This is a genomic window from Candidatus Uhrbacteria bacterium (assembly GCA_016187485.1).
Lineage (GTDB): Bacteria > Patescibacteriota > Patescibacteriia > UBA9934 > UBA10169 > JACPJO01.
In genome coordinates, this window is record JACPJO010000004.1 from 43,526 (window position 1) to 69,974 (window position 26,449).

16 protein-coding genes are annotated in these 26,449 nt (G+C 56.2%); all 16 read right to left on the minus strand.

What is annotated here, in order from left to right; all coding sequences use genetic code 11:
* Positions 1 to 96: 96 nt before the first annotated feature.
* Positions 97 to 2,871, minus strand: coding sequence for a hypothetical protein (locus HYW18_01620; GenBank protein ID MBI2484829.1), 2,775 nt, complete (start codon positions 2,869 to 2,871; stop codon positions 97 to 99).
* Positions 2,872 to 2,897: 26 nt separating this feature from the next.
* On the minus strand, positions 2,898 to 3,617 hold the full coding sequence (locus tag HYW18_01625; protein ID MBI2484830.1) for a hypothetical protein: 720 nt from the start codon (positions 3,615 to 3,617) through the stop codon (positions 2,898 to 2,900).
* A complete protein-coding gene (locus tag HYW18_01630) occupies positions 3,614 to 4,018 on the minus strand; it encodes a BlaI/MecI/CopY family transcriptional regulator (protein ID MBI2484831.1) in 405 nt (134 codons plus the stop codon). The genes HYW18_01625 and HYW18_01630 overlap by 4 nt, the downstream gene beginning before the upstream one ends.
* A gap of 592 nt (positions 4,019 to 4,610) precedes the next feature.
* Positions 4,611 to 4,913, minus strand: coding sequence for a hypothetical protein (locus HYW18_01635; protein MBI2484832.1), 303 nt, complete (start codon positions 4,911 to 4,913; stop codon positions 4,611 to 4,613).
* A gap of 18 nt (positions 4,914 to 4,931) precedes the next feature.
* Positions 4,932 to 6,287 (minus strand): pyruvate kinase, encoded by a 1,356-nt coding sequence (gene pyk, locus HYW18_01640; GenBank protein ID MBI2484833.1) that lies wholly within the window; start codon positions 6,285 to 6,287, stop codon positions 4,932 to 4,934.
* A 1-nt stretch (position 6,288) separates the two neighbouring features.
* Entirely contained in the window at positions 6,289 to 7,521 is a 1,233-nt protein-coding gene (locus HYW18_01645) for a trypsin-like peptidase domain-containing protein (GenBank protein MBI2484834.1), read from the minus strand.
* A 3-nt stretch (positions 7,522 to 7,524) separates the two neighbouring features.
* Positions 7,525 to 8,010, minus strand: coding sequence for a transcriptional repressor NrdR (gene nrdR, locus HYW18_01650; GenBank protein MBI2484835.1), 486 nt, complete (start codon positions 8,008 to 8,010; stop codon positions 7,525 to 7,527).
* Between the two features lie 17 nt (positions 8,011 to 8,027).
* A complete protein-coding gene (gene ftsZ, locus HYW18_01655; GenBank protein ID MBI2484836.1) occupies positions 8,028 to 9,251 on the minus strand; it encodes a cell division protein FtsZ in 1,224 nt (407 codons plus the stop codon).
* 121 nt (positions 9,252 to 9,372) lie between these two features.
* On the minus strand, positions 9,373 to 10,632 hold the full coding sequence (gene ftsA / locus HYW18_01660) for a cell division protein FtsA (GenBank protein MBI2484837.1): 1,260 nt from the start codon (positions 10,630 to 10,632) through the stop codon (positions 9,373 to 9,375).
* Positions 10,633 to 10,653: 21 nt separating this feature from the next.
* On the minus strand, positions 10,654 to 11,037 hold the full coding sequence (locus HYW18_01665) for a diacylglycerol kinase (GenBank protein ID MBI2484838.1): 384 nt from the start codon (positions 11,035 to 11,037) through the stop codon (positions 10,654 to 10,656).
* Positions 11,034 to 11,450: an rRNA maturation RNase YbeY gene (ybeY, locus tag HYW18_01670; GenBank protein ID MBI2484839.1), complete on the minus strand. Its 417-nt coding sequence runs from the start codon at positions 11,448 to 11,450 to the stop codon at positions 11,034 to 11,036. The genes HYW18_01665 and ybeY overlap by 4 nt, the downstream gene beginning before the upstream one ends.
* Positions 11,447 to 12,451, minus strand: coding sequence for a hypothetical protein (locus HYW18_01675; GenBank protein ID MBI2484840.1), 1,005 nt, complete (start codon positions 12,449 to 12,451; stop codon positions 11,447 to 11,449). The genes ybeY and HYW18_01675 overlap by 4 nt, the downstream gene beginning before the upstream one ends.
* Positions 12,452 to 12,457: 6 nt before the next feature.
* Positions 12,458 to 13,204 (minus strand): hypothetical protein, encoded by a 747-nt coding sequence (locus HYW18_01680; GenBank protein MBI2484841.1) that lies wholly within the window; start codon positions 13,202 to 13,204, stop codon positions 12,458 to 12,460.
* A gap of 35 nt (positions 13,205 to 13,239) precedes the next feature.
* On the minus strand, positions 13,240 to 14,130 hold the full coding sequence (locus tag HYW18_01685; protein MBI2484842.1) for a hypothetical protein: 891 nt from the start codon (positions 14,128 to 14,130) through the stop codon (positions 13,240 to 13,242).
* A 1-nt stretch (position 14,131) separates the two neighbouring features.
* On the minus strand, positions 14,132 to 24,508 hold the full coding sequence (locus HYW18_01690) for a VWA domain-containing protein (GenBank protein ID MBI2484843.1): 10,377 nt from the start codon (positions 24,506 to 24,508) through the stop codon (positions 14,132 to 14,134).
* Between the two features lie 9 nt (positions 24,509 to 24,517).
* Entirely contained in the window at positions 24,518 to 26,419 is a 1,902-nt protein-coding gene (locus HYW18_01695) for a hypothetical protein (GenBank protein ID MBI2484844.1), read from the minus strand.
* Positions 26,420 to 26,449: the final 30 nt, after the last annotated feature.

Consider the following 26,449-nt stretch of genomic DNA (forward strand, 5'->3'; position numbering starts at 1 on the left):
ACATACCCGTTTTTTTGAAAAAAGTCAATCCCTTGTAGAGTTGTAACGCGGAAATATGGCCGCTTTGGTTCTTTACCTACAAAACTCGGTTTCGCATTATTGGATGAAACGGATCGTAGGGCCAGGGATGGGGAGACGGGAAACGTCGGCGCCGGTCTGGGTTTCAGACGAAGCAGACGAGGTGCGCCAAGTGAAATCTTCACCGCCGAGAAGGATCGCCTGAACATCCGCCGGTGATTCCGCCAACGCGGTAGCGTCCAGCACGAAAAGAAATTCTTGGACGGCATCGTTAAGCCGGAGTTGGTCGGGCTCAAAAGATATTTTAACGTAGTCTCCGGGTCCGCTTTCGTACGCCGAAACATCGGACACAGCGGCGCGCGCCGACGCGTCGTATACCACGACTTCCGCCGCGCGAGCCACCACATGGTTGTTGTCCGTGCGAAGCATCTTTAGCATATCGGGATTCTCGACAAGCGCCTCTAATAAATCGGCCCCGTCTTCGCCCGTATCGGTCGCCTGTACACGCACCCACAAGCGTTCCACCACCGGTTCTTCATTCCCCGATACCTGCATTCTCACACGCAGCACGGGGCTTTGCGTGTTCGCCGTTTGTTGGCGCAAGGGAGTTGCGGCAGAAGCGCTCACGCGAAGCGCACTCTCGGCAAGCGTGAGCATTCCGCCCGCTGTCGCCGTTGAAGTCCACGCATTCCCAAGCGTTGCGCGATCAAACACCCGCAGAGACGCCTTCCCCTTTCCTTTAAGCGAGGTGGGGATAAACGTAAAGCCGATCTTGTCCCCGGCCACCGATCCGTCGTCTATATCTTTGATACGCACAAGCACCGTCGCCTCAGACTTCGCCGCACGCGGCACGAGCAACCCCAGCTTCTCAAACACGTACCCCGATCTGTTTTCCAATATTTCCACGCGCTCCCACCCGCTCTCCGTCGAATAGTTAAGAAAGACTTGATCTACACTCCTCGCGGCAGCAGCATCCCCCAAATCAAATGCCAACTCGTCTATTACGATGTCTTCCTCGCTTGAGCCGGTAAATTCCAGCGTGTAGATCCCTACATCTCGGGCACCAGAAAATACCGTGCCCGCCGCGGGGCTTTTGCTTGCCACCTTAAGCGTCCCCCCTGCCACAAACCGCACGCCGGACTTGGGACTCGTCCCGCCGTTTGGCGCGCGCCCAATCACTTCCACCTGGCTTCGGCCCGCATCGTACGCCAAAATATCGCGCGCAGCATCCTCAATATCGAAGGCAACGCGATCCGACCCTGTTTCTTTGGGAATCCCACGGCGCGGAAGTACACGCAGAGCCATGTCGTACGTTGCCTTCGGCGGGATGACCCAGTTGAGATCGACAAAAAACACTTCTCCATTACCCTGCGGGGTAAGAGATCGGGCCTTCTCCGGTGCCGCAAGAGGCACCAGCCAGACTTCCGCAATAATGTCCGACACGCTTGTCGAAGAGCCGTCATCCTCATCAGAGCCGCGATGAAAATCCGGATTCCCTTCCCCTTCGTCCACATAACCGAACACTTTGATCTGGGCCAACGTCACCGGCTCGCTGCGCGGATTTTTTATGCGAAAGACCGTCGGTTCGACTTCCTCCAAACCGCCGCCAATCACCCGTACACCTTTTGACTCTGCGCCAAGCGACAACGCAAGCGTGCCCGTGCGCGTGTAGACGGTTGGGCCTGATAGCGTGCGCGGCGTCATTCTTTGTGTTTCTGTGTTCCCCACAACAAATGTGGAACGGTCAAGCGCAAGTGCGGCACTGAACCCTTGATTGAGCCCCACCTCACCGTTCACATCGGCCACAAGCGCCAGCACATGCCGTCCGGGACGCAGAAGAGCCTGACCTTTAAAGACGATAACCTGTGAACCATCCCCTGAAGGATCTGTGGCAAGCTCAACCTGCGGGAACAGCGGTTCGGGATTCCCGCGTCGCACAAGGCGAAGATGTTCCAAATTTCCCCGTGGCGCACCGGCGTCGGTGTGATAGACAAGTCCATCGGCGTCACGATCCGCATCTCCTTCCTTCGATGCCTTCACCTGCATGACAAGTTCTTTTATAGATGTCGTCTCGCGTACCCACAAGGCAAAACGCATAATGTTCGCGCCGCGCTCCCCACGATCAAGAATCGTCTCGACCGAGAGAGGCTCCCCCATCACGTCTGTCTTCTGTCCACCGCCGTACCGGCGTTGCAGGGGATCATTCATGACCGACACAATCGTGGAACTACGTCCGATAGTCGCGCCCTCAGGAACCTGTGAAAGATTCGCGCTAGGGAGATCTGTTTGCGAAAGTTGGAGACCACTTAGCACATCGCTCTTCAACGCGCGTTTCTCGCCACTCCACAAAAGATACGGCGTGCCGGTGGTTGCATCACGCGCCGCATAGCCGTCGGGAAACTCTCCCATCGAGAGCGGCTCTCCCACACGGTAGGCGGCAAAAAATGCGTCGTCGAGCACATCAAGACGTTCGATCCACGCTGGCCCGTATAGGCTTATGGCAACTGCCTCGCTCGGAATCCACCGCAGGACGCCCCCGGGTTCAATCACATACACTTTCGGATCGCTTACCAACTTAAGAAGTCGCACGCCCGGACGATAGATAACGCTCCCGCCGATGGGATATTTTGCCAACACCTCCTCCGTTACGCCCTTCACCGCCGAAAAATCAGAAAACCACGACGCGTAGACACCTGCCGACGGAAACACATATCGCGCACGGCCCACAATGAGGTACACAGCAGACCCCGTTCCTTTCACCAGCGTGCTTGCTGCTTCTGCCGGCCGCAAACTCCATGCGCTAAGAATAACCGTCGTTACCGTCACGGGAATAATCAAAAAACGATAACGCATATTTCTTCAAGTATAACACTTTTCCCCTACCGCAGAGGGGAAAAGTTGATGGCGCTCATGTTCACAAACTCTTGGCAGGAAGGAACTGTTGCCGCCGAAGCGGTATCAAAAGAGAAGACCGCAACAAGAAGAGTAAGAGAGAGGATCGTCACAAGCAGTCGTCCCACGTGGAAATGCCACGAAAGAGACGCTCCATCAAAAATTACGGAAAGTCGCCGCGAGGAAAAGGCAAACAGCGGGCTTGCGTTCGCTGTCTCGGGAGCAAGAAGGTAGAGACTCTGAAGAACCGAGGCGTCTGTTGCGTGTATGGCCGCATGGTCGGCGCGGACTTCCTGGCGCAGGCGGATGTGCTCCGCAATGTCGGAAAGCGTAGGGAAAAAGAACAGCCACCGCTCAAAGAAAAGGAGAAGGCTCCGCCAGAGTCCATCACGGTATGTTTTGTGAGACGCCTCGTGCGCAAGAAGCGCGTGAAGTTGTTTCGGGGAAAGATACGCGGCTTTTTCGCGGGAGAGGACAATGGTAGGCCAAAACAAACCAACAGTGCGCGCCAGGGGGTCATTCGCGTCTCTGGACCAGCAAAAAGAGACGCCAAATGCTTCCTCAGACAAGAGCGCGCGCGTGCGCCAAAAGTTCCGGATGTGCATACCCATCACCGCTACCCCACCGAGAAGTCCCCACCAAAGAAGTCCGCTCAAGAAAAGTCCCGTAGCAGAAATGGATAGGGCGATCATGCACGCTTCGATCATACACGATGCTTTAACAAGTGTTTGCGCAACTCTTTTCGGTCGGAAGGAGAAAGATGATCGAGAGCGTCAAGAAAATGCGGCATAGCAAGGGGTGAGTGCTTCCCCACGAAGAGACGGACGAGAAGATTCGCTACGCCAGAGAGAAACTCTTCTTTCGCCTTGACGGGCTCGAACCACGTGGTGTGCCCACGTTTCTTTTTGCGTACGATCCCCTTCGCGCACAAGCGGTTTAATACCGTCATGATGGTGTTAAACGAATAGGCACGATGAGACGAAAGCGCACGCTTCACACAGGTAATGGAGCATGGTCCCTCCTGCCATAGGTGGTCCATGATTTTCGCTTCCAGTTCCCCGAAAAATGTTTGGAGGCCTTTTGCTTGAATATTGAGACGCGAGAGCACACGTGAAAGTTTTATTGACGGAAAAAGGTTTTCTTTGTATTCTCCTGCCTGTCGCTTTGGGAAACGGCCCAGAGCGATGTTCACCTGAAAGATCCTGGAGGATCTCTTGGACCAGTTCGGTAGCAGGTACGGCAGCCCCGGAAGCGGAACGCGCGTCATCCCCTCCGGCCCCACGGGTCGCCCCACGGCCCACACGAACGAGATCACCCGGCCCGCGCCGTCGCAGACGCCACTGACCGAGACCTACAACATCGGTCGCTACCTCGACCAGACCGGGAAGCAGGCTGGCTCGAGAACGAGCAACCCGGGCGGGATCACTGGCCGTGCCCTCACGCTCTACTGCCAGGGCTTCCTGAACGGGCACCCCCACGCGCTCGAACCTGGACGATTCCACGTCACCGTGGACGCTCACGTTCACGCTCGACGAGATCCGCAACGCGGTGGAACGTCACGACGAGCAGCGACGCCGTGAGCGCGAGGCTGCTATCACGGCCTAGGCCGTAGAGCAACGTTCCTTCCTTTCCTACCAGGCCCTGCGCCTGGTTTTCGATTAGAGCCCCTCGCGCCTTGCGACGTGGCAATTCTCCTGTTCTTACCCTCCGCAATGACCGGCCCCGCAACATCCTCCCTCTCCTTTCTGGCACTTACACATTCCCGAAATCCACACGATGAGTCCTCCAATGACCGCCCCCCAGATGAACCACTGCACCAAACCGAGCACGAAACTCGCCGTGTTCATTCCGGTAAACCCGATGACGTATGTTTTAAGAAGAAGCATGTGGAATACCCGAAGCTCTTCGGAGGCAAGAACAAGTTGCCAGAGATATTCGGCAACAAATGCCAAAGCGCCCACGACGCCAAGAACAAGCGGCCAATGAGGTTTGCAGTAGCGCATAGAGAAGATTATGAGATATTAAAGAGTTGTAAAGAGTGGTTCCCTGCCACGATACCAGAAAACGGTGATGGGCATACCGCGCGGCGCGCCTTTTGTCTTCCGGAGAAACGCCGCAATGGCTTTGGGGTCGTCGAGCGAGAGTGTGGGAGGCACTTTCACCGGGTGCGTGGCCCATCCCACCAACCGTCCACGAAGTTCTGCATCATATGCAGAAAGAAAGAACAAAGGTGCCTCCGGACGAAACCGGTCAAGCGCGTCCACAAGAGCTCGATGTTGGGCAGGAATGGCAATCGCTTTAATGCGCTTGGCGCGTGAAAGTTCTGCGACCGAGAACACCAGAGATTCTTCTTTCGTCGGCCGGCGAGGCAGACGCGCAGTGACGTTATCATACGATGAAGCTTCGGTGCGTGCAATGACCTTTGTCATCATGGCAACTGCCTCTACAGGATACTTTCCTTTTGCTGTCTCGCCAGCAAGCAAAAGCGCGTCCACATGATCAATAACAGCATTGGCGACATCGCTCACTTCGGCGCGCGTCGGACGCGATCGCTCCACCATAGATTCAAGCAGGTGTGTCGCAACCACCACGGGCACTCCACGGCGCCGGCATGTGGCGACAAGACGTTTTTGTATAAGGGGCACGTCTTCCGGCGGCACATCAAGACCCAAATCCCCGCGCCCGATCATGATGCCATCGGCCAGGGGAAGAAGTTTGGGGAATCGCGCAACAGCCGCTGCACGTTCAATCTTCAACATAATTTTTGGCCGGCGCAAGGACGGCACGCGCGCAAGAAGTCTTCGGAGCGCTCGCACCTCGGTCGTCTTGGTGACAAACGAAAGAACCACCCAATCCACTCCAAGTGACAAAGCAAAGGCAACATCCTCTTCATCTTTTGGCGTAAGAGCAGGAAGACCGCGGAGCTCTTTGCCGGGGATATGGAACCCTATGTGAGATTCGACCTCGCCCCCTGTTCGCATACGGAGTTTCACGGTCCCGCGAGACACAGAGAGATACTCCGCTTCCATATCTCCATCGCGTAGAAGGATCCGGCTTCCCCGCCTTAACCCCCTCAACATGCGCCCAAAGGGAAACGGGAGCGTGACCACTTCGCCCACCGAAACACGCAAACTTACCGGGAGCCCGCCGAGCCGAAGTTTCGGACCCTGAAGGTCTGCAAGGATTGTGACATTGCGTTTTGCTAATCGCGAGGCCTTGCGGATGTTGCGCACAAGTCGTGTGTGCGACGCGTGCGTGCCGTGGGAAAAATTCAATCGCGCGCCGACCAGTCCCTCCTCGAACATCTTCCGGAGCGTCGGCACGGATTGGCTCGAAGGCCCGATCGTCGCGATGATTTTTGTGCGCGTCTCGTTCACACTATTTGAGTTTGTCTGCCGTAAGCTCCTCGAGTGTTATGGAAAGTGTCTGGGTATTCCCCTCGCGCAGGACTTCGAGCGTTAATTTTTCCCCTGGCCGGAACGCTCCAAGCACGCTGGCCAGCGTATCGTCCTCTCCTAACACATGGTCATTCACTTTTTTAATGACGTCCCCCTCCTTCACGCCACCCTTCTCGGCGGGAGAACCGGCCACGACTCCCACTTGTTCCGTCTGGCTTCGTGGAAGTACGTACGCGCCGCGCGCCGACCCCGCAAACCCGTACGCCGACGCATTTTCTGCCGTCAGCATGACGTAGCGAACGCCAAGCCACGGGCGCATAATACGGCCAAACGCTTTGACATCTTCCACGGCTTTGCGTCCCACATGGATAGGAATAGCAAAACCCACTCCCTGTCCTTGAGAAGAAACTGCTGTGTTGATACCAACAACTTCTCCGTAAAGATTGATAAGCGGGCCACCGGAGTTTCCGGGGTTGATTGCGGCATCTGTTTGAATCGCTTCTTCGATCACTTCACTGCCCGCGCCATCCCCCGCCACAAGACGGCGGTGTTTGCCTGAAACGATGCCCTTCGTAACCGAGTTCTGAAACTCTGCAAACGCGTTTCCAATTGCGATGACCGTCTGCCCGATCTTCAGCTGGTCTGATGAGGCAAGGGTGGCGGGAGAAAATACAGGAAGCGCTTCACCTTCCTTTGGAAGCGCGCGCAGCACCGCAACATCGTAGAGCGTGTCCCTGGCCACAACCTCGACGCGATACTCTTTCGCCTCTTGTGTTTTGATGAAAAACGAGGCGCCTTCAGCGGAAACCACATGGCGATTGGTGAGAAGGAGACCATCCGTAGTTACAAAGAACGCCGTTCCTCCTCCCACATCTACAAGTTCGTCATCTCCCTCTCCTGGAACAGGCGTTTGTGGCACAAGGCCAAAAGGGCCCAAGAAAAACGTATTGGGGGAAGAAACCTGGCTTTTAGGTTTGCGCACAATGACGCTTGCCACAGCTGGCTCCACTTGTTCTACCACATGGATCGTGGCAGATTCTTCCTCGATAAGCTGGATCATGCCGCGCTGCACAGCCGGCGAAGCATCCCCCGAAGAGAACGGCAACAGAAAGCGCCACAGCCCCACGCTCACGGCCCCCGCCACCACGGCGCCGGCGAGCGCGCCAACCGTCGTGGCAAGAATAAATTTTGTCTCTTTTTGCGTGTCGTTCATACGTTAACGTTTGGGCTTCTTCGTTTTGCGCCGGCGGGTGCGCAGAAGGTCACGCAGTTCGCGCTCGAACCGCTCTACATCTTCAAATGACCGGTACACAGACGCAAAACGAATGTAGGCAACTTTATCAAAACGCTTCAAGTGCGCCATAACAATCTCCCCGATGCGCGCGCTGGTAATTTCCCCCGTCTTCGTGGCTTTCTGAATATCACGCTCGACATGATGAACAAGCCGCTGAAAAGCGGATTCCGTATACGAACGTTTTTCGAGCGACCGCTCAAGTCCGCGTAAAAGTTTTTCCCGTTGATAGGGCACGTGCCGCCCATCACGCTTTACGACCGTCAGACCGAGAAGTTCAATTTCTTCGAGCGTCGAAAATCGGTACTCGCACTTTTCGCATTGCCGACGGCGGCGAATGCTCATCCCCTCATTCGTGAGGCGCGAATCTACCACTTTGGACTCCTTGTGATGACAAACCGGACAGTACATAGCTGTCCGGTATTATACTACATCATCTTTTTGCGGATAAATGCAGGGATCTCGAGATCGTCTTCTTCTTTTTCTTTTGATGGTTCCGCAGGAACTGGGCGGGCAACAGGAGCGGGGGCCGGCTTTGGCGCCGGTTGCAGGCGCGGCATCACCACGGGGCGTGCCGGCACCGACGGCGTTTTGGGAGTCTTCGGCTCTGGCGTCTCGCGGCGCAAAAGGGACGCAGGTGTCCAATTCGACTGTGCTGGTACCTCCGTGGCGCCATGCGCAGCAATACTGCGTCGCTCGCGAGAATCAAATCCCGTAGCCACCACCGTGATGCGAACTTCATCTCCCATTTCTTTGTCAATGTTCGCGCCAAAAATCACACGCGCGTCTTCATCGGCCGATCCCGTAATGACTTTCGCCGCCTCGGCCACTTCATGCATCCCAAGACTGTCCGCACCGGTTATCGTAAAGAGAATACCGCGCGCGCCATCAATGGAGAGTTCCAGCAATGGGCTCGCAATCGCCTGTTTAGCCGCCTCTACCGCTCGGTTATCACCCGATGCGCGCCCGATACCCATAAGAGCCGAGCCGGCATTTTCCATGATGGCTCGAACATCCGCAAAGTCCACGTTGATAAGGCCCGGGATCGTAATAAGTTCGCTGATCCCCTGCACCCCCTGGCGAAGCACGTCATCGACAACCTTGAACGCGTCCAAAAGCGATGTCTTCTTATCAATAATTTGGAGTACGCGGTCGTTGGGAATCGTAATCACCGTATCTACATACTGGATCAAATTTTGAAATGCTTCCTCCGAGATACGGCGACGCTGTGCTCCCTCAAAAGTAAACGGCTTCGTGACGACCGCCACACAGAGAGCACCGACGTCCTTTGCGAGTTTAGCAATCTCGGTGATCGCTCCCGAGCCGGTTCCCCCGCCAAGTCCCGCTGTCAAGAAAACCATGTCCGCATTGTTGAGCGCATTGCGAACATCGTTTTGGCTTTCCTCAGCCGCACGCTTCCCGATATCTGGATTCATGCCGGCACCGAGTCCGCGCGTGATGGTTTTACCAATGGCAATTTTTGACTTTGCCAAATTTTGATGGAGCGCTTGGACATCCGTATTGATGGCAATAAACTCGACCCCTTTGATCCCCTCCAGAATCATGCGATTCACCGCCGAACCGCCGCCGCCGCCGATGCCAACCACCTTAATCTTGGCAAATGTTTCAAAGTCAGGTTTCACTTCTGGCATACGAGAACGTCGCATGAATAAACTTTGTGTTCACTTAGCTTCTCTTTTGTATACGAGAATTACTCAGAAGCATAAAACCCGCGCGCGCGGGTGTCAAGCACACAACTCACATCCTATCCACTTATGGCCGGAGTGATTTTAACCATCCTACGAGCGACTTCTTCACATTCTCCACATTGCGCCATTTTGCAAAGAGATTTCCCCACGCGTTCCCCGAAGATGTCGCCATAATTTGCTCTCCCCACTTCACGAGTCCCACGGCTGTCGCAAAGCCCGGGTCCCGGACACGGTCAATCACCGTGTTTACCCCAATGCACGACCCTAGCGTGGCCGGGAGGCGAAGCTGGCGCTTGGCTACCTCTATGATGCCGGGGAGTTTCGCCCCGCCACCGGCTAAAATAATTCCTGACGGGAGCATGCCCGATCTGCCTACGCGCGCGAGCTCCTCGTCTGTTTTTTTAAATATCTCCTCCACGCGAGCTTCGATAATTTCTACGATATATTTTCGCGATACCTCTTCGTCCTCGGCGGCTCCGTAGTCAGAAAGACGGACCTCGTCCTTCTTCCCGATGCCGTCTGAGACCGCATTTCCACATGCAAGTTTGATAGCTTCAGCCGTTTCAAGTGACGTCCGCAGCCCAATAGCAATATCTGACGTAATGTGATCCGAGCCGATGGGAAGAACGGCCGTATGAAGCACATCTCCCTCCTCAAACACCACCAAACTCGTTGTAGAAGCCCCAAGATTCATGACACAAACTCCCAAATCCTTCTGGCGGCTTGTGAGGAGCGACTCGGCCGTCGCAAGACCAGAAAATACGAGGTCATCAATATCAATCCCCGTCCGGTAGACACTCTTGGTCAGATTTTTCATCTGCGATGTGAGCCCCTGGATGATGACGGCATCCACTTCAAGCCGAATACCATTCATGCCCACGGGATCTTTCACGCCACGCTGCCCATCTACCGTAAAACTCTTCGGGATAACATGAATGATTTCATAATTCGCCGGTGTAGCCACCGCGCGCGCCGCGTCAATCGCGCGATCAACGTCTTCCTCCCGAATCTCCCCATCCGCGCGTGCGACTCCCACAACCCCTTTGCTTTCCTGCGCAATAATGTGCGGGCCGCCAATCCCTACCCACGCGCTCACAAGCGGTTGGCCCGCCATGCGTTCAGCCTTCTCGAGTGCTTTACTTACCGAGGATACCGCATCTTCCAGACTCGTAATCGTCCCCTTGCTTACCCCTTCAGACGGCACCTCTACGGCAGAAATAATATGAAGCGCTCCCCCATCTGGGCGCTCCTGGCGCTGACCCACCGCGACACGCACCGCGCGCGAGCCAATATCGAGTCCAACAATGACATCCTGCGACTTCATAGTGATCAAAAGAAGTATACGCTATCCCCCACGCGTGAACAAGAAAACAGTTCGCAGCCACGGCAAGAAAAAGACAACGCCAATGCCAAGCGCCGTGAGCGATGCGAGAAGTACCGCCGCAGCAAGCATGTCCTTCATATCGCGCACGGAAGGGTGGAGCCGTGATTTTATAAGATCCAAGAGCCGCTCGAACACGCTATTCACCACTTCGAGAATCAGCACCATCGCGACGAGCAAAATAATCGTGATAAGCTTCCAAAGCTCAAGACGGGCCATCACAGCAAGAACAATAGCAAGAAGGCCCGCAAAAATTTGAATACGAAAATTCTGTTCGCTCCTCCACACATGCGCGGCGCCGCGGATGGCTGCAAAGATGCTTTTGCCAAGAAAGGAAAGACGGATCATAGAAGACGGGCCAGGATGCGCTCTTGAAGCGGGATCATGACGCGCGCATCTTTCGCGCGTATGTGGTCAAACCCGAATAAGTGCAGAAGCCCGTGGACAAAAAGAGTGAGAAGCTCTGTGCGCACAGCAATCCCCTCCGCTTGCGCTTGTCCCTTTGCTATCGCGGGGCATATCACGACCTCGCCAAACACTTCCTCGTCATCATAGGAAAACGATAAGACATCTGTGGGCGCATCCACTCCCCGATACGCATGATTAAGCTTTTGCATAGCACTCTTTCCCACAAGTGCCACCGAAACCGGCAGTGTGGTGCGCACACCAAGCGTTTTCCCCACAAGAGCCGCTGCCTCCTCCAGAGCCGCCCGGGAAAGCCTCGGGCGCTCCCTGCCTGGCATATATTCAAGGGTAATCATAGCGGGTGAGATGCAGGTTCGACACTTTGCGCGATCGCTTGAAGCGTTTGGACGTAATCAACGGTCTCCTTCCCCTCCGCGACGTCGTAGCGCAGATGGACAAGCCCCTCGGGCAAAAGCACGAATGCGCGCAGGTGATCTTTTGTCACAGCAAGAGGAAACGAGAGGCGGGTCTTTGAAACATCAAGCTCGGCAAAGAGGTTCGTCTCTTCCGGAAATACAGAAGTGATTGCCTCTTGAAGCGTGGGCGTCTCGATCTGAGAAACAGACTCCACACGGACACGGTCACCTGTCTGCGACCGCAAAAGAATAGCATCCCCGTCCGTCGTCACATTCCACGGTGTGGGATAGAGAAACACAAACGGGTGAGTAGGCCGGCGGAACTCCGTCAGCCGCCCCGATAGAAGCAGCGTGGCGGGCGCCGCCAGAGACGGATCATACCCATGAAAAACTTCGTTGCTGTCTAAAAACCCATCACCATCGGTGTCAGGAAGGCGGGGGTTACTGCCAAAGAGTTGTTCCTCCGCGTCTGTGAGTCCGTCGCTATCAAGATCGCGTCCAGGAACAGGCTCCCGCAAAAAGACATCAGGTTCTGGCGTGGGAGACAGTTCTTCCGGTTCTGGTGGCACCTGGCGCGCGGGTTGCGGAATCGTCACTACGGGAGCGGGCGTTGTAGGTGCCTGCTCTGACACCTCCGGCACCAAAAGAAAGACTATGGCGAGAGCACCAAGAAGAGCCAAAAAGACTACCCCACCGACAATCAGTCTGACATGGCGGCGATGCGTCGGCCCCGACACTTTTGGCTTCACTGGAATTTGGGGTTTTTGTGGTGGAAGAGAGAGAGAAACCTTCGGTGCTTGGTGAATAAGGGCCTTTGGTGTTAAAGAACTTCCCGGGGGAATTTTTCCCCCTTGATATTCTTTTGGAAGAACATGAACCCCTCCCAAAGCTGATTCGGGCTTCTGTGGAACGCTCGAAGATGCTTCCGGGGTCACGGGCATAAAGTGTTAGCTCCGTGGAACTTCAAGAAGTTTCCCGGAGCCTTTGGGATCGTAGCCACTGCGAACCTCCTGGCCATCGAGAAAACTATCGCCGTCAGAATCGGGATTGAGAGGATTCGTAGACCAGACCTTGATCTCATCACGGTCGGAGAGTCCATCGTTGTCTGTATCGGCCGAACGCACAGACGTGCCAAGCGCCGCTTCTTCGTCGTCGGTCAGCCCATCACGGTCGGAATCTGGCGCCAGCACCGGCGCTTCAGGTTCCGGCTCCGGTTCCTCTTCCACAAACGTAAAGTCCTCCTCTTTTGTATCAATGACTTCCTCAAGCGGCGTGGTGACGTCAAGGGTCGAGGCCGGACGTTCGGCCGTCGGCTGTTCCGGCACGACGGCCTTGCGCGAACGCAGAACGAGCCCCGCCAAAAGGAAGGCGGCAAGGATAAGAACAGCGATAACAACAACGATCGCGACGATCTTCGTTACAGACCTCCCCCTTCCCCGTGGGACAACCGTCGGAGCCGGGCGAGAAGACGCGGGAGCGCGTGAAAATTGCTCGTCGGGATCAAGCCCAGCCGGCATGGCTCCTCCCTTCCCCTCAAAAAGCGGCGGATTTGTAGGACGCGGCGGGGCAACAGGTTCCGGCACAGGAGGTCTTGCTGCGGGGGCACTCACCGGTGCTGGTGGTGCTTCTGCTGCATCCATGCCAGAGAAAATATCCTCGGGCGGCGTGCTGGTGGGTTTTTGGTCATCGAACATACAAATGTATTATAGCAATTTGCTTTTTGTTTTGCTCACAAGCGCCCCGGGCCATTTGGATTGTACCCGCCCTTTACCTCTTCCCCGTCGCCATATCCATCCCCATCCGTATCGGGATTTGTGGGGTTCGTGTTGCGCTGACGCTCTTCCCCATCAGAGAGTCCGTCCCCGTCCGTGTCGACCACATCCGGCCGCGTACCAAGAATCTGCTCGTTCTTAAGAGAGAGGCCGTCCCCATCAGCATCGCGCGCCAGGACGTCTTTACGGCACGTCTCGGTTTGACCGGCAGACGAGAGACGATCGCAAAGCGCGACGTCTCCCATCTCGAGCGCCTGAGCAAGAAACGCGGCATCCATACATACCGCCTCGGCAACGCCGTAAGAACGACAAGATCCCTGCTCAACCACGTAACGGAGGAGTTCGCTCTCGCAAGATGCGCGCAGGTTCTCCTCCTCCACTCGCCCGCACCGCGCATAATCCTTTGCTTCTTTCGCCTGTGTCAAAAAGACATAACTCTCACACACCATGCGCTCGCTCCCCTCAAGGCTTCGGCACACGTCCGGATCTTGTTTCTGGATAGCAATATCACGCACACAGGGAAATTGTTCGCCCGCGGGAAGAACAAGGCAGGCTTCCAGCGTTCCACTGGCTACAATTGTGCCCGAAACAAGATTTTGACGGCAAGCCTCGGGATCGCTCGCGTTCTCACACAAGGCGAGTTCCCCGTTGACGCGCTCGGTGGTGGCCTGCTGTTGCCCTGCACGCTCAAGAGCGGTAAGCCGTTGATTCGCGCGCCAGCGTACACCAAAGACAGCACCGAGAATCACAAGAAGCACCACAAAAATCCCTACGCCAATCATGACCCAGTTATGCGCGTCCTCATACCACGGCGGCGTGTAGTTATTGTACGGCAGGGGTTCTTCCATATTATTGCGGACAGTACTCCAAACGGAGGTCGGAAAGATTCACTGTACCCGACCCGTTGAAGTTGATGTGGAAAGGAATCTGGAAAGCGCCACTTGCGGGACATTCAAATCCGGGCGGGAACGGGAGAAGGACATCATCGCCTTCGCTTGCGACACCCCCCGCAAAGCCTGTCGTAGTTTCGTAGTTCAAACTGAGACCCAGAATATTTGCGGTGATGGTGTCTACCACTGCCTGGAAACCATCGGCGTCTGGAGCGTTATAGGCATATTCCACGCCATCGGCGGGAGGCGCACACTCCGGCGTGCCGTCGCTATTGTTAAGTTCATAGAAGTCCACGCCGCATACATCACTCGAAAAATGATTATTGACGGCAATTTCGTCGTCGTTTGAAGTAAAGGCGACCGTATAGATAACCGTATTTTCCAGGGTGTCAAGCGTGTCAGACGCGGCAGCGGCAGCGAGAAGATCGTCCGATTCCCCATCGGAAACAAGAATCACAATACGCACGTCCGTATCTGGCCGATCGGTAGTGAGAAGTTCGTATGCGCGGCTAAGCCCGTACGCCGTATGCGTACCCAACCCCGTGCCCGGATTTGCTAGTTGGGAAAGGTTAAGTACAAGTTCACTCTTGCTTGCCGTGAACGAGGCATTGGGTAGAGGATTCTCTGCAAGCACATCGGTAGCTGGATTTACTTCATTGAAGATGACAATGCCGCTTGCAAGATTGCCGTTGGGGAACGCGTCATAGAGTTCGTCTGCCGCATCTACGAGCGCTTCTTTCACAATATCAAGACGGGTTGATTCGTCTGCTTCTGGCGGTGTCCCATCAATCTCGTAGGACATGGAAGTCGAATAATCAATAAGAAAGATGAGATCTATGTTGGGTGGTTCGACATCATCAAAGCTCACCGAGGCGTACAGCGCCGAACCCACAGTACAGGCCGGGAAGTAGAGAGTGGCATTATCGGGAGCGCCGGCGGTGGCAGGGTCTTCTGACAAGTAGCTCCTCAAATCCACCGAGGTCGTTCGATTGACGGCCGTCTCGCTTTGCGCCAGCACAGCTCCTTGTTCGAGTGTGAACGGACATGCAAGCGAGCAGGAAGCATTGCAATCTTGAAGCACGCAGCTTCCAAACGTGTCAGGATTAAAGATTGGGTCTCCGCATGCCTTGTTATAGTCAAAAGTTTCCGGAGGGGGTTGGGCGCAAGGAAATCCGTTGTACACATATTCCCCATCAACGGCCGTCGCAGACCCGCCATTACAGGTACCCACAAGCGCCTCGCACGTGTAGTCGAAGGGGCAATCCGCATCCGTCCCACAGACTTCGCCGCGCACTCGTTCGGTGGGGTTGATTGCTCCCTTGAAGCAGTAAGACGGCACGCTTGCTCCATCGCATACCTCTCCGCCGTTGATAACGCCGTCGCCGCAGTAACCACCCGTGACCGTCTGGTACGTACATGTGGCAGAGCAATAGTTACAGGTGTCACTGTAGGCGGGATTGCAGGGCACCCCGTTTTGTCCGCCGAGGTCGCATGACTCAACGCCAACGTTGCGCACGCCGTCGCCGCAGACATTTTGCGTGCAGTTATTCCGACACGCATCCTGTTCGTCCGTATCTCCATCATCGCATTCCTCGATCCCCTCCGGAATGCCGTTGCCGCATGATCCCACAGGTGCACAGGCCTGCCAGCCGCCCGGGATCCCCGTCGTTGTAGGCCACCGGCACGCATTGGTATAGGGCGGCAGTCCAAGTCCGTTACACACACGTGTGCGCGTTTGCGGAAGACCAAGCGTATCAGACGCCGTACTTGCAGGGCAGACTCCCGCCCAGGAAAGTGCGGGGTCGCCGCAGAGAGAGCCGTCGGCACACTCTGCATTTGTCGTACACGGATCCCCATTGACACAGAGTTTCCCGTTCCACTGCTCGTTTGTGCCATCACACTCTTCCGCGGCACCGTTTACGGTACCGTCCCCGCACGAAGGAGCAGTCCCGGAACAATCCGCTGCGCATCCATATGCAGGATCTGTCGAGTACAGACCGTTGAGATAACTTGCCGACGCCGTGCGGCATTGCGGAGTGGGCGCCAGCAAGTTAAAGGACGCGGCGCTGCCGCAATCACAGGCTTCAGCTCCCCCGATAAGTCCATCCCCGCAAAAGACCGCACTCGTCCACGTGCAGTTGGTCGCACAGAACCCATATTGACCGTTGAGCGGCCCATCATCACACGTCTCCGAACCTTGAATCACGCCATCCCCGCAGTAGTTAGGAATACAGGCGGCAGAGGTAGAAGCAGTCTGGAAGGCTTGGCATCCCAGGCCCGACGCGTCCGACGGCCCCACGCACGGCACGGCGCGCGTTCCCGATGTGGCCACACAGGAGCCGTTGCTTCCGCAATCACTGGCGGTAGTACAAGGCAGGCCATTAAACGAGAGGTTCACGGCGTTTGCACACACATTCGTGGAGCAAGAAACAGATGTTGTCTCTCCTACTTCGCAGATTTCTCCCGATCCAATCAACCCGTCTCCGCAGACATTCGTTGCGGTGAAGGTCGCTCCATTACAGGTGCGCGCATTTTGGAATCCGCCAAGTACAGGCGTGCTCGCAAACGGAGAGGGAAGATTTGCGTTGCCGACATAATATGTCCCGAGATTAGGGAGGGGGGAATCCACATCCACGGGCGAGGCCCACGCGAGCGTCGTCTCGGCAGGAGGAGCCACGCCAAATTCCAAATCGGTCGAAAGCCAGAACTCTTCCCCGCCGATACTTCGATAGGTGTACACGTGCGAATCTGCCGGACATATCGCCTGCGCTGCCAGAGCGTTGTAACACGTCTCTGCGTCGTAGCCATCCGGACAGCTCACAAATGTGTTGAGCGGATCTGTCGGGACCGCGCGGCCAAGCGCGTTGGCCAATTGCGCCTGCCAGCTTGGCCAGGCAGAAAGGGAGAATGAGGGGATATACGTCCCCGATCCAAGCGTCGGCACCGACGCCACGCATTCCTCGGCGCCTGAACAATCGCTGTCTTCAAAACAGAGTTGATCTTTAGTGACACTGCAGTGCCGGTGCGTCTCGCCGTATGATGTAAGGGCCTCGCCAATAGTGCGTACGTCCGTAAGACGCTTGAGATCGCGACGGAGCTTGTCCTTGTCGGCATCGCAAAGCGCCGGCGAACCTCCCGTTGCCACCGCCGCGCACTCTGCATCCGTTGAGCACGCAACAAGCTCCCCATTCACTTCGATCGGGTCCATGTCCCCGCTTGGGAGAGGCGTTGCGCAAACCCGGCCGTTTGTGACGGTCAAAAGCCCTGTCGTCAAGTCACGTGCACCGGCAAATTCCCATGCCCCAAGCATAGCTTGATAGATTTGCCTGGTTTCCGCTGACGCCCCTTCGTTGTACGCAATCGCATACATATTGGGATAGAGCGCCGCGCCGGTGTTAGGTGCGGAAACGTAGACCGTTCGGCCGTCACGCACACCCTCGAACCCGTCCACCGATTCCGCAGCAGGAGAGCCGACAAATCCTTGACCGGCAAACCACTCGGCGGGAGAGAGATAGTTGCTGTTGGAGAGCACGCGCACACCGATCGCGTCGTGTATATCCGGATCGTCCACGGCAAAAAGGAACTCCTTAAAAATCCCCGGTGACGCAATGTTCTGCGTTTTTTGGACAACCGAGAGAGCCGGTAAGTCGTCACTCGTGCCGCGCTCCCCTGCATCACGGCAATAAAATGCGGAGAAATTCGTGTAGGGCGCAGTAAGCGTAATGCCCGGCGCTGGGTCTCCCGCATACCAGGCAGAATCTACAAACGGGAAATGTCCCACAGCCGGCCACGGGTTTTCACAAAGGAACACGCGCTCCTCTACCGTGCCGCCCACGATTCGCCCAACGGTAGTGGGTGAGAGAACCGTATCTTCCATGATACGCAGTTGCGCCATGACATTCTCAACCCCATTGATCGCGGGGTTTGCCGTGGAAGCAGTTGCTGTTGTGTTGGCGCTGGTTGAAGCACCGGGAGTCACAACGACAATATTGGGGTCGGCGACACTCGAATTCCACCCCCATGTGGTAGAGACGGAAGTTCCGCTCCATGCCCACGCATACACTCCCGGCACACTCACGATAGGTTGCGCCAACGGCCCTATAAGTGTCATCGCCTCCGCCGCAAGTGGATGAGCCGTGTTCGCCTGTGTAAACAGGCCGGGGCTCGCGGAGAGGTCTTCCACCTGCACAAAATCTACGTCGCAAATAGTATTCCCCGTAGCAAAAATACGGGACCACGATGCCTCAAAGTTGGCAAAGACCGAGGAGTTTCCCACGAGCCCAACGCCCCATCGACTCAATACCCCATCAGGATTCGCATCCGTATAGTTCGCATCCGCTTCTACCAAAATGCGGTAGAGCGTCTGTGGTTCAAGGATTTGGTTGTAGAGCACCGACACGCGTGTGATGAACTCATCAGGATTCGTCTCGACATCTTCGATGGAGAGATTGGAGGCGACAATGCAGCTCACACTTCCCGCCCACGCGCGTGGCGCCACCACGCGCAAAATATTCTGCCACAGACGGGCATACCACGGACGGTCAGAAAAATCCTGCACGATGACGGGCGTCGTATTCGTGGGGCAATCAGAGGCCGTCGTGTAGCGTACGTCGGCCGAGTCGTAAGCGCCATTGCCGTTCGTGTCCTCCCCAAAAGCCGTAAGCACAATATGCTTCGTCCCGTTATCTTCCAAAATGCTCTCTTCACCCATTTGTTGCGTAAAGGCCACACGCACAAGCGCGTTTCGACACACGCCGGCACTCGTGGTGGCAAGCGGAACCGTGGTGCTTTCCTGTACCGCCGGACGATCAAAACAGCAGTCACTCACCCCACAGCCAAGCAGGGCCGGCTCGCCGCATGTCGCATCGGTTGTGCAGGAGCACGAAAGACCGATCTCGGCCGTGCCAAACGCTGAAGTCTCTGTTGCATCGTCCGAACCCGTTGCGCGAAGCGTCGTACGGACTTCCCCGTCCACGACCGCTTGGGTGGCAACGGCCTCGATTTCAAGCGTCTGGAGGGGATCGTACGGCCCCACCCCATCATCCGCGCTTGAGGAAATTTCACATTCCTCTCCAAGTTCCGGCAGACCGCCGTTGCCACAGAAGGATGGCACCGGATAGAAAACCGACGAGCCTTCGTTCTGGCATTGTGCGGAGCACCCGTCACCACTTGTCGTATTTCCATCATCGCACTCCTCGCCGGCTCCTGTCGTCACGTTGTACTCTCTCCCGTTGGAACCACAGACACCATTCAAAATTCCCGTGGGGGTTGTGCGCGACCAGACACCCGGACCGAGCGGTTCAGCTAAACAATTCGCGCTACACCCGTCCCCACTCGTGATACCTCCGTCGTCACAATCTTCCCCTTCTTCGACGTCACCGTTTCCACAGTGCACGCCAATATCGGCGCTTGGAGTGGAACCTTCGCGCAAACACTGCGCCGAACACCCATCGCCGCTTATCGTATTGCTGTCTTCACACTCCTCCCCGCCGGAACGGCCGTCCGGTGTTACTGTGTCGAATTGTGAAATCGTTCCGTCATTACATGTAAGTCCCGCCGCCGTCGAACCTTCGTTAAGACATGTTGCGGAACATCCGTTGCCGTCCAGGTTGCCGTTGTCGTCACATTCTTCGCGCCCTTCCCGGATACCATTGCCACAACACAACAGATCGGTTGCGGGGTTTGCACATGCGGTCACCCCGACGGTTTGACACGTGGGAGAACACCCAATGGGGTCAAGCGCGACATCACAATCTTCGTAGAAAGGATTGACGATGCCATCTCCGCAGACCGCCGCATACGAAATCGTCCCCGTACGCAAACACTGTGCACTGCACGAGAGAGCACGATCGGTGTCAGTGTCAAGAGTGGCCGTGAGCGTGCCGTCGGGAAGGTATGTCGCTACCGAGATCTGCGTATTCGTGGCAGAGTTCGTCACTTGATTCACCAGCCAATCCCATGCGTAAGCAAGCGGATTCAATACTTGGCCGGCCACGGCACAGCTGTCCGGTCGCCCCGTCACTGACGCGGAGAAACTTGCGCGGTCCCCCACGGCTTCAAGAATCACCTCAAGGGGGGAGAGAGCAACGTTCCCAATCCCGCAGGGGGCCGCATTATCCCGCGTGCGGAAAACCCACGAATAATAATTCCCGTAGTTGAGCGGTATAACCGGTGTGCCGTCCGGATTCGTAACCCCCCAGAGGGGAATTCCCGGCACGGTAGGACTTTGCGGCTCCGATGTAATCCCCCCCCAGATCATCACACGATAATACATCGAGGGAGAAAGATCCCCGGCAAGTGTAAGTGCAACGCCGTCTTCGACGTCCAATGGATCGTTTACAAAAGAGAGCGCTGTGGGGACAGGAGAGGTCGGATTGAAGGTTGCACAGAACTCATCCTCACAGGCAAAAACGCGCACATTTGGTTCAAGCACGTTTACCGCATTAACGTGACTCCCCGTAAGCCCCGTCGTTCCTGTTGCTTGCATGGCCGTGTTAAAAACGGCACCCACTTCTGCGTTCACACAGGCTGTCGTGCACTGTGGGTACGCGAGAGATACGGCGGGGTCGGTGAAATTCACGATCAATTCTTCCGTGTCAGAGATGCTGTAGCCAATGGGCGTGGCCGTGACAAGTGCCGGCTGTCCCGCATTGGTTTCCTCTTCAGGCACCACAAAGATAGGCTGGAGATTTTCAAAGGCCTGCGCGGCATTCCCCAAAAACAGGAGCGCATCGTTGATGTCCCCTTCAAGAGGACCGTACTGCGGATCTGCCGTCACGGGATCTGCGGCCTCCTCTGCAGCATCAAGCGCCGAAGAGAGCGTATCACCGGCAAGCAGCACAGGATTGAGCAGCGAGAAGACCGTGACGGTCTCTGCTGCGAGAGCCGTGTTCGTGCTTGTGAGCGTCGCAGCTGTTGGCCCTACCAGAGCATGCGCTTCAGGGAGGATCGTTTGCAGCGCCAGGAGAGCATCGGCAAGATCTGCAAGGTTGGTCGGAACCTCATCAAGAAGAGTTGTTGCCGGCGTGGCCGATTCCGGATCCCCAAGTGTTACCGTGTAGGGCGGATCCACATCAAAGTGGATGTTCTTTCCCTGCCGGTCGAGTTCCCACGCAAAGGCGTAATCATCAGGGTTGATAAGCACACACGCCCCCGTTGCAGGCAGAGCAACATACGGAATCGTCTCGTCGCTCGTCGCCGTATAATCTGGCGGACTTACGAGCACCTCTTCTACTTCGCAGGGAGTGGTGCTGGAGCGCGTCTTGAATCGATATGCATACGCCTGTGCCAGAGGAACACCACGGTTGTTTTTAATACCTGTGGTCGCCGTCGCGCGATACCAGGTATCGGGAAGCAGAGCCGTCGCAGGCGAGAAGATCAGGGAGAGATTCGTCGAGAGCAGAAAGTCTCCGGCAAGATGTCCTGTGGCAACCGTCTCGCAAGGATCCACTCCCGTCCCCGTACACCGATCTACGTAGAATGAGCCGTTGGTAAACGTAGAGATGTCCATGCCGCTCGCGGGAAGGCCGGGAGTGAAGGAAACAGAGACCACCGCATTTGTACAGACGGCATCCCCATCGCTCCACAGTGTTGAGGGCGTGGGGGAAATAAATGAGGTATCACACTGCGTACGGATTGTCGGATAGTTCGGGATGGGGCCGGTCGAGAAATGATACACGTACTGGGCGTTCACACTTGGCTCCCCGCAGGCGGCGGGCGTTGCCGCGCAACTGCCGTTCGAGCAACAAATTTGCGATGCCGTACACAACGAGGGCGTCTCTTGGCAATTCCCTACCGCAAAGAGAAGCTCATTTGATGGTGCGCCAAGAACCGTCACAGAAACCGGACCTGAAATGGCGCCCGTCGGTACAGGAGCGCTGACGTTCTCCGAAGAAGTGAAGCCAACCGGGCTTGCGGCTACCCCATCGTGGAAGGTGACACTCACTTCCGACGCGCTTGCGCCAAGATTGCTTCCGTAAATATTCACCGCTGTCCCCACAGGCCCCGCCACAGGCGCAAGCGCGCAAACGCCGGGTGTTGCAGGCGCCGAGACAACCGTGAAATCCTCCGCGTTACTTTGCGGACTCGTAGGGTAATCCGCACGGCGCACAAAAATAGATTTGGGATTGGATTCCTCCGACGTGGTCATACTGGCTGGCACTTGCGCCACAATCGCCGAGTCCGTCCACCATGCATTCTGGCACGCAGCGGGAAAGTCCGGTTCAAACACCACATCGCCAAGCAAAGGGTCCTGAAAGACAACCACCCCTTCGGTAGATCCAAATCGTTGGCCTAAAATAGTCACGTATTGCCCCACGCCACCTTCGGTCGGATGCGCAACACATTGTCCGGTTCCACACTGCGTATCGGACACACAAAGCTGCCCCGCATGTACGATATCGTTTTCACACAAGGACCGGCCGGATGTCACTTCGCTGATGAACGGCGCACTGGAGGCATCTTCCGGTGAGAGAACACTGAAGTCAATCGTGTTAGACCCCTCATCATTCACGAACACTTGGAGATCGTAGTCGCCCGGAGTACTCGGCGGAACAAGCAAGCTGATAAGCGCATCAAGCCACGTATCCACAGCGGGAAAGAATGACGCGCGATATACCGACGGACCGCTCAAGTAAAACGCCCCGACCGTCGGATCCTCCCCAAAATTATTTCCCACCACCGAGATGCGCGTAGCGGGCAGGCCGTTGCCCGGCGTTACCGCACAGAGCCCAGGACGGCGCACGTCATTCACATCAAAGTCTTGGATAAGCGGGCCGAAATCGTCATCCGTTCGGTCGGTAATTCCTGGCGTCGTGGCCGTCTCTGCTTTTACCACGCCGATCGCCCCATCTGCTGCCTCGGCAGGTACCGCCACAACTACCTGCGTGTTGTTCCAGCTCGGCGCCGGACACGCAATGGGATCCACTTTAATGTCATCCGCCTCGGTATCCGGAGAACCGTAGAAGTACACGATGTTCGCTTGTGCACCAAAACCTGTTCCGTGAATCGTGACGAAATTATCCGGCGCGCCATTGCCAAGCGAAACCGATTGAATCCGCGGACCCGTGACGCAAACGCCGTTTACACAAAGCCCCGACGTGCAATCGCTGTTTTGGACACACACCGACGCATCGCAAGAAAGACAGTCCTCCCCGCCGCAATCTATCGCCGCCTCATCTTCATTTTGAATGGTGTCGGTACAGTGCGGGGCAAGAGCCGTCACGGGCACGCTGGAGGATGTCGTTTGATTACCGGCACAATCTGCCGCCACCGCGCGAATGGCATGGGTACTCGCTGGGGTAAGGTTCCCGGGCGTCCACGAACCCGATGCAAGACAGCTCACGGGACCGTCCCCCGCACAGGATGCCGGACCCGCAGAATCCACGGCTGTATTATCTACCGTAAAGGTGGTCACGCCCACACCGGAATCATCTGTAAGACTTGCCTGCAGAGACAGGGGGTAGCCCTCGTAGACAGGCGCGCCAGACGACGGATCAGTAATAGTCACGGTTGGCCCCGTTGTATCTATGGCATCTGTCGTGGTGAAACCAAAGGAGCACGGCGCGGCAAGCGAACAGGCAATCTCTACGCCGTCCGCGCTTCGTAGACCCTCAGAAACACGTACTTCGTAAGAAGTCGCCGGCTCAAAGCAGCGCTCAGAAGAACTGGGACAAGAAGCATCCGGCAGAACAGTAAGCACACGGCCAGAAGCGGAGAGATCCGTGGAAATAGCGTCCCCTCCGACAGGCGTCACGGTTATGTAAGGGGCAAGGGCGCTCGCGGACGTGGGAAGGTTTCGATTGAAGAGAATCTGAATCTCCGCATTTCTCGGCACCGAGGGAACCGAGGCCAGACACCCCCACGACGTAACGACAAATTGTGTGCGGTAGTCGGCAGGACATGTGGCGCAGGTGCTCAAATTTGTATCCTCCGGCCCCCCAATGACGTTGTTCTGCGACGTGGCGCCCACGAGCGATGAAATGACGAATTGCGCAATAGCAAAGGACGCCAAAATGATGGCAAGCCCGATGACCGCATTAATAATCATGCCGCGCGCTTTGCGCACCTTTTCCTCTTCTCCCTTCGAGAGCATCCACAAAAACCCGGCGTACAAGATCATGCCAATCAAGACCACGCCAGAGAACGTAATCGCTGCGCGCACAAGCCGCGCAATGATAAGACGGATGTCCGATGTCCCTCCAAACCCCGCTTGTGTGGCAAAATCTCCGAGGCCCTCGGTAATCGGCGACGAGGCGGCAAAAACAATATCGGGAAGCCACACGAGTGCGCCGAGAGAGAGGAGGAAGACCAGTTGGGAGATGATGCGGCGTTTCATGCAAGGTTTCTAGGGAGCGGGAGGAGAGAAAATGGGCGGTAGGGGACACGAGCCGGAGGCAAGCGCATTTCCGTCGCAACAACTTGGCTGTGAGGCATCCACGGCGCAATCCCCCGGCGGGCCATAGGCGGGGTAATAACAAATTTGATAGGCCGACTCCACTTCGTTATTGATAAAAGGGTAGTACAGCTGTGTGATGGTATCCTCCAGGTAGTCCAGGAACGACCCGTGCTCCAAAACCGCAACGGTCCCCACGACTTCTGGCTCCGTCGCAGGCGGGACTGCGGGCACCGTCACTCCCTCCGCAAGAGGCCGATACCAAATTTCATGGAACGGGCGCGGAGCAATGCCCATATTCGTGTTCGTTAGTGACCCTACACGCATCGGCACATCAAACGTCACGCGCACGGGGGCAGAAATATCCACGTCGGGCTGATTTAACGTGGGAAGCAAGGACGCGATGGCGGGGCGATCGAGGTTTACATCATCCGTCGTTGAAAAAAATGACCAAAAGTTGTCTATGGCAAGATCGTCGTCCGGCTCTGGCGTCAGTGCCGCGTTGGCTGGCGGCCCATTGGCAATAAGATTTTGGTCGTCGCCGTTTTTCCCACCTCCATCCAGAGAATTCCCTGCCACGTCCACCACGCCATCGTAGCCCACAGCCGTAAAGAGCGCTTGAGGCGGTTCGGCGCCGAGCGTGGCGGCACGCACCAGAAGCGTAAAGTCATCATTCCCTGGAAGACAGAAGATTGCTCCTCCGCAAGCGTTCTCGCCGCATTGGTCAAAACTCGTAAATTCGGTCGTGCGGTACCCATTTGTGATGCGCCATGTGCCTTCTACCGGTACCGCGTCACTATCGTCGTCACGCACTTGGAGGTTTGAGAAAAATCTTGCCGGCGTGGCGGTGGGACGATGCACTCCCGCCGTGGCGGTAGGGTCTACCGCCTCATTGAAGTTCACTTGCACCACGATATTGCGGTCTACAGTCCGATCGGCAACAGGAATAACGCTTTGCACATAGGGCGGGGTAATATCCACCACCGTGGAGACCGTAAATGACCAGGCATAGCCCGTGGTATTGGGCGGAGGGAAGGCCGGAAACGTTGTCGTAAGGTCAGGGCCAAGTTTCAAAATATCGGCATCCAAAAGGACAGAGTAGTTTTGCTCTTCTTCTGCGCTTCCAATAAACTCCACCGGGTCAAAGACAAAGATTTTTTTGTCTGCTGTATACGTGACGTCTACGGCATCTTGCACAAGAGCGCCCGCAACCCCATCAGCCGTACGGTAAATTTTCACATTGCCCGCATTCACTTTACCCCGCGGGACTTCGGCCACCGGATCAATCGTGCCCGGAGCAATGAGGGAGTCAACAAACATCGATTCTTTAAATGTCACGATAATTTTTGTGTTGCGCGGGATCTCTACCGCTCCGCGAGCGGGATAATGATCTTCGATAATCCCCTGCCCCAGCGCTCCCGAAAGCGGTTCAATAAAGCCGGCAATGTTGGTAGAGGTAGATGGCTGGCGAAGCCCGAGCGAGCGCAGAAGCGCACTTAAGATAAACGAAGCGATTCCGTAAGACGCAAGCACGATAGCCAAACCGATGACGGCGGTGCGAATGATGCCGCGCGCGGTTTGGATTTTCTTGGGATCGCCACCTGCCAGCATGTAGCGAATACCGGCGTACACAATGAGACAGACAAAGACGATGCCCAAAAACCCAATGACCGCACGAACAATCTTTGCTGCAATCACGCGAACGTCTTGTGTGGGCAGACCCTGAGCGCCAATGTCAGAAAGATTTGCGCCAAGCCCTGCTTCTGCGCCGAATGCTATCGACGAGAGAAAAAACAAACCCGCCGTCACGCTAAGAGTGATGGCTAAAAAAAGAGCGCTGCGTTTTGCACCCACAAACCGCATGCGTCTATTATACTCTACTTT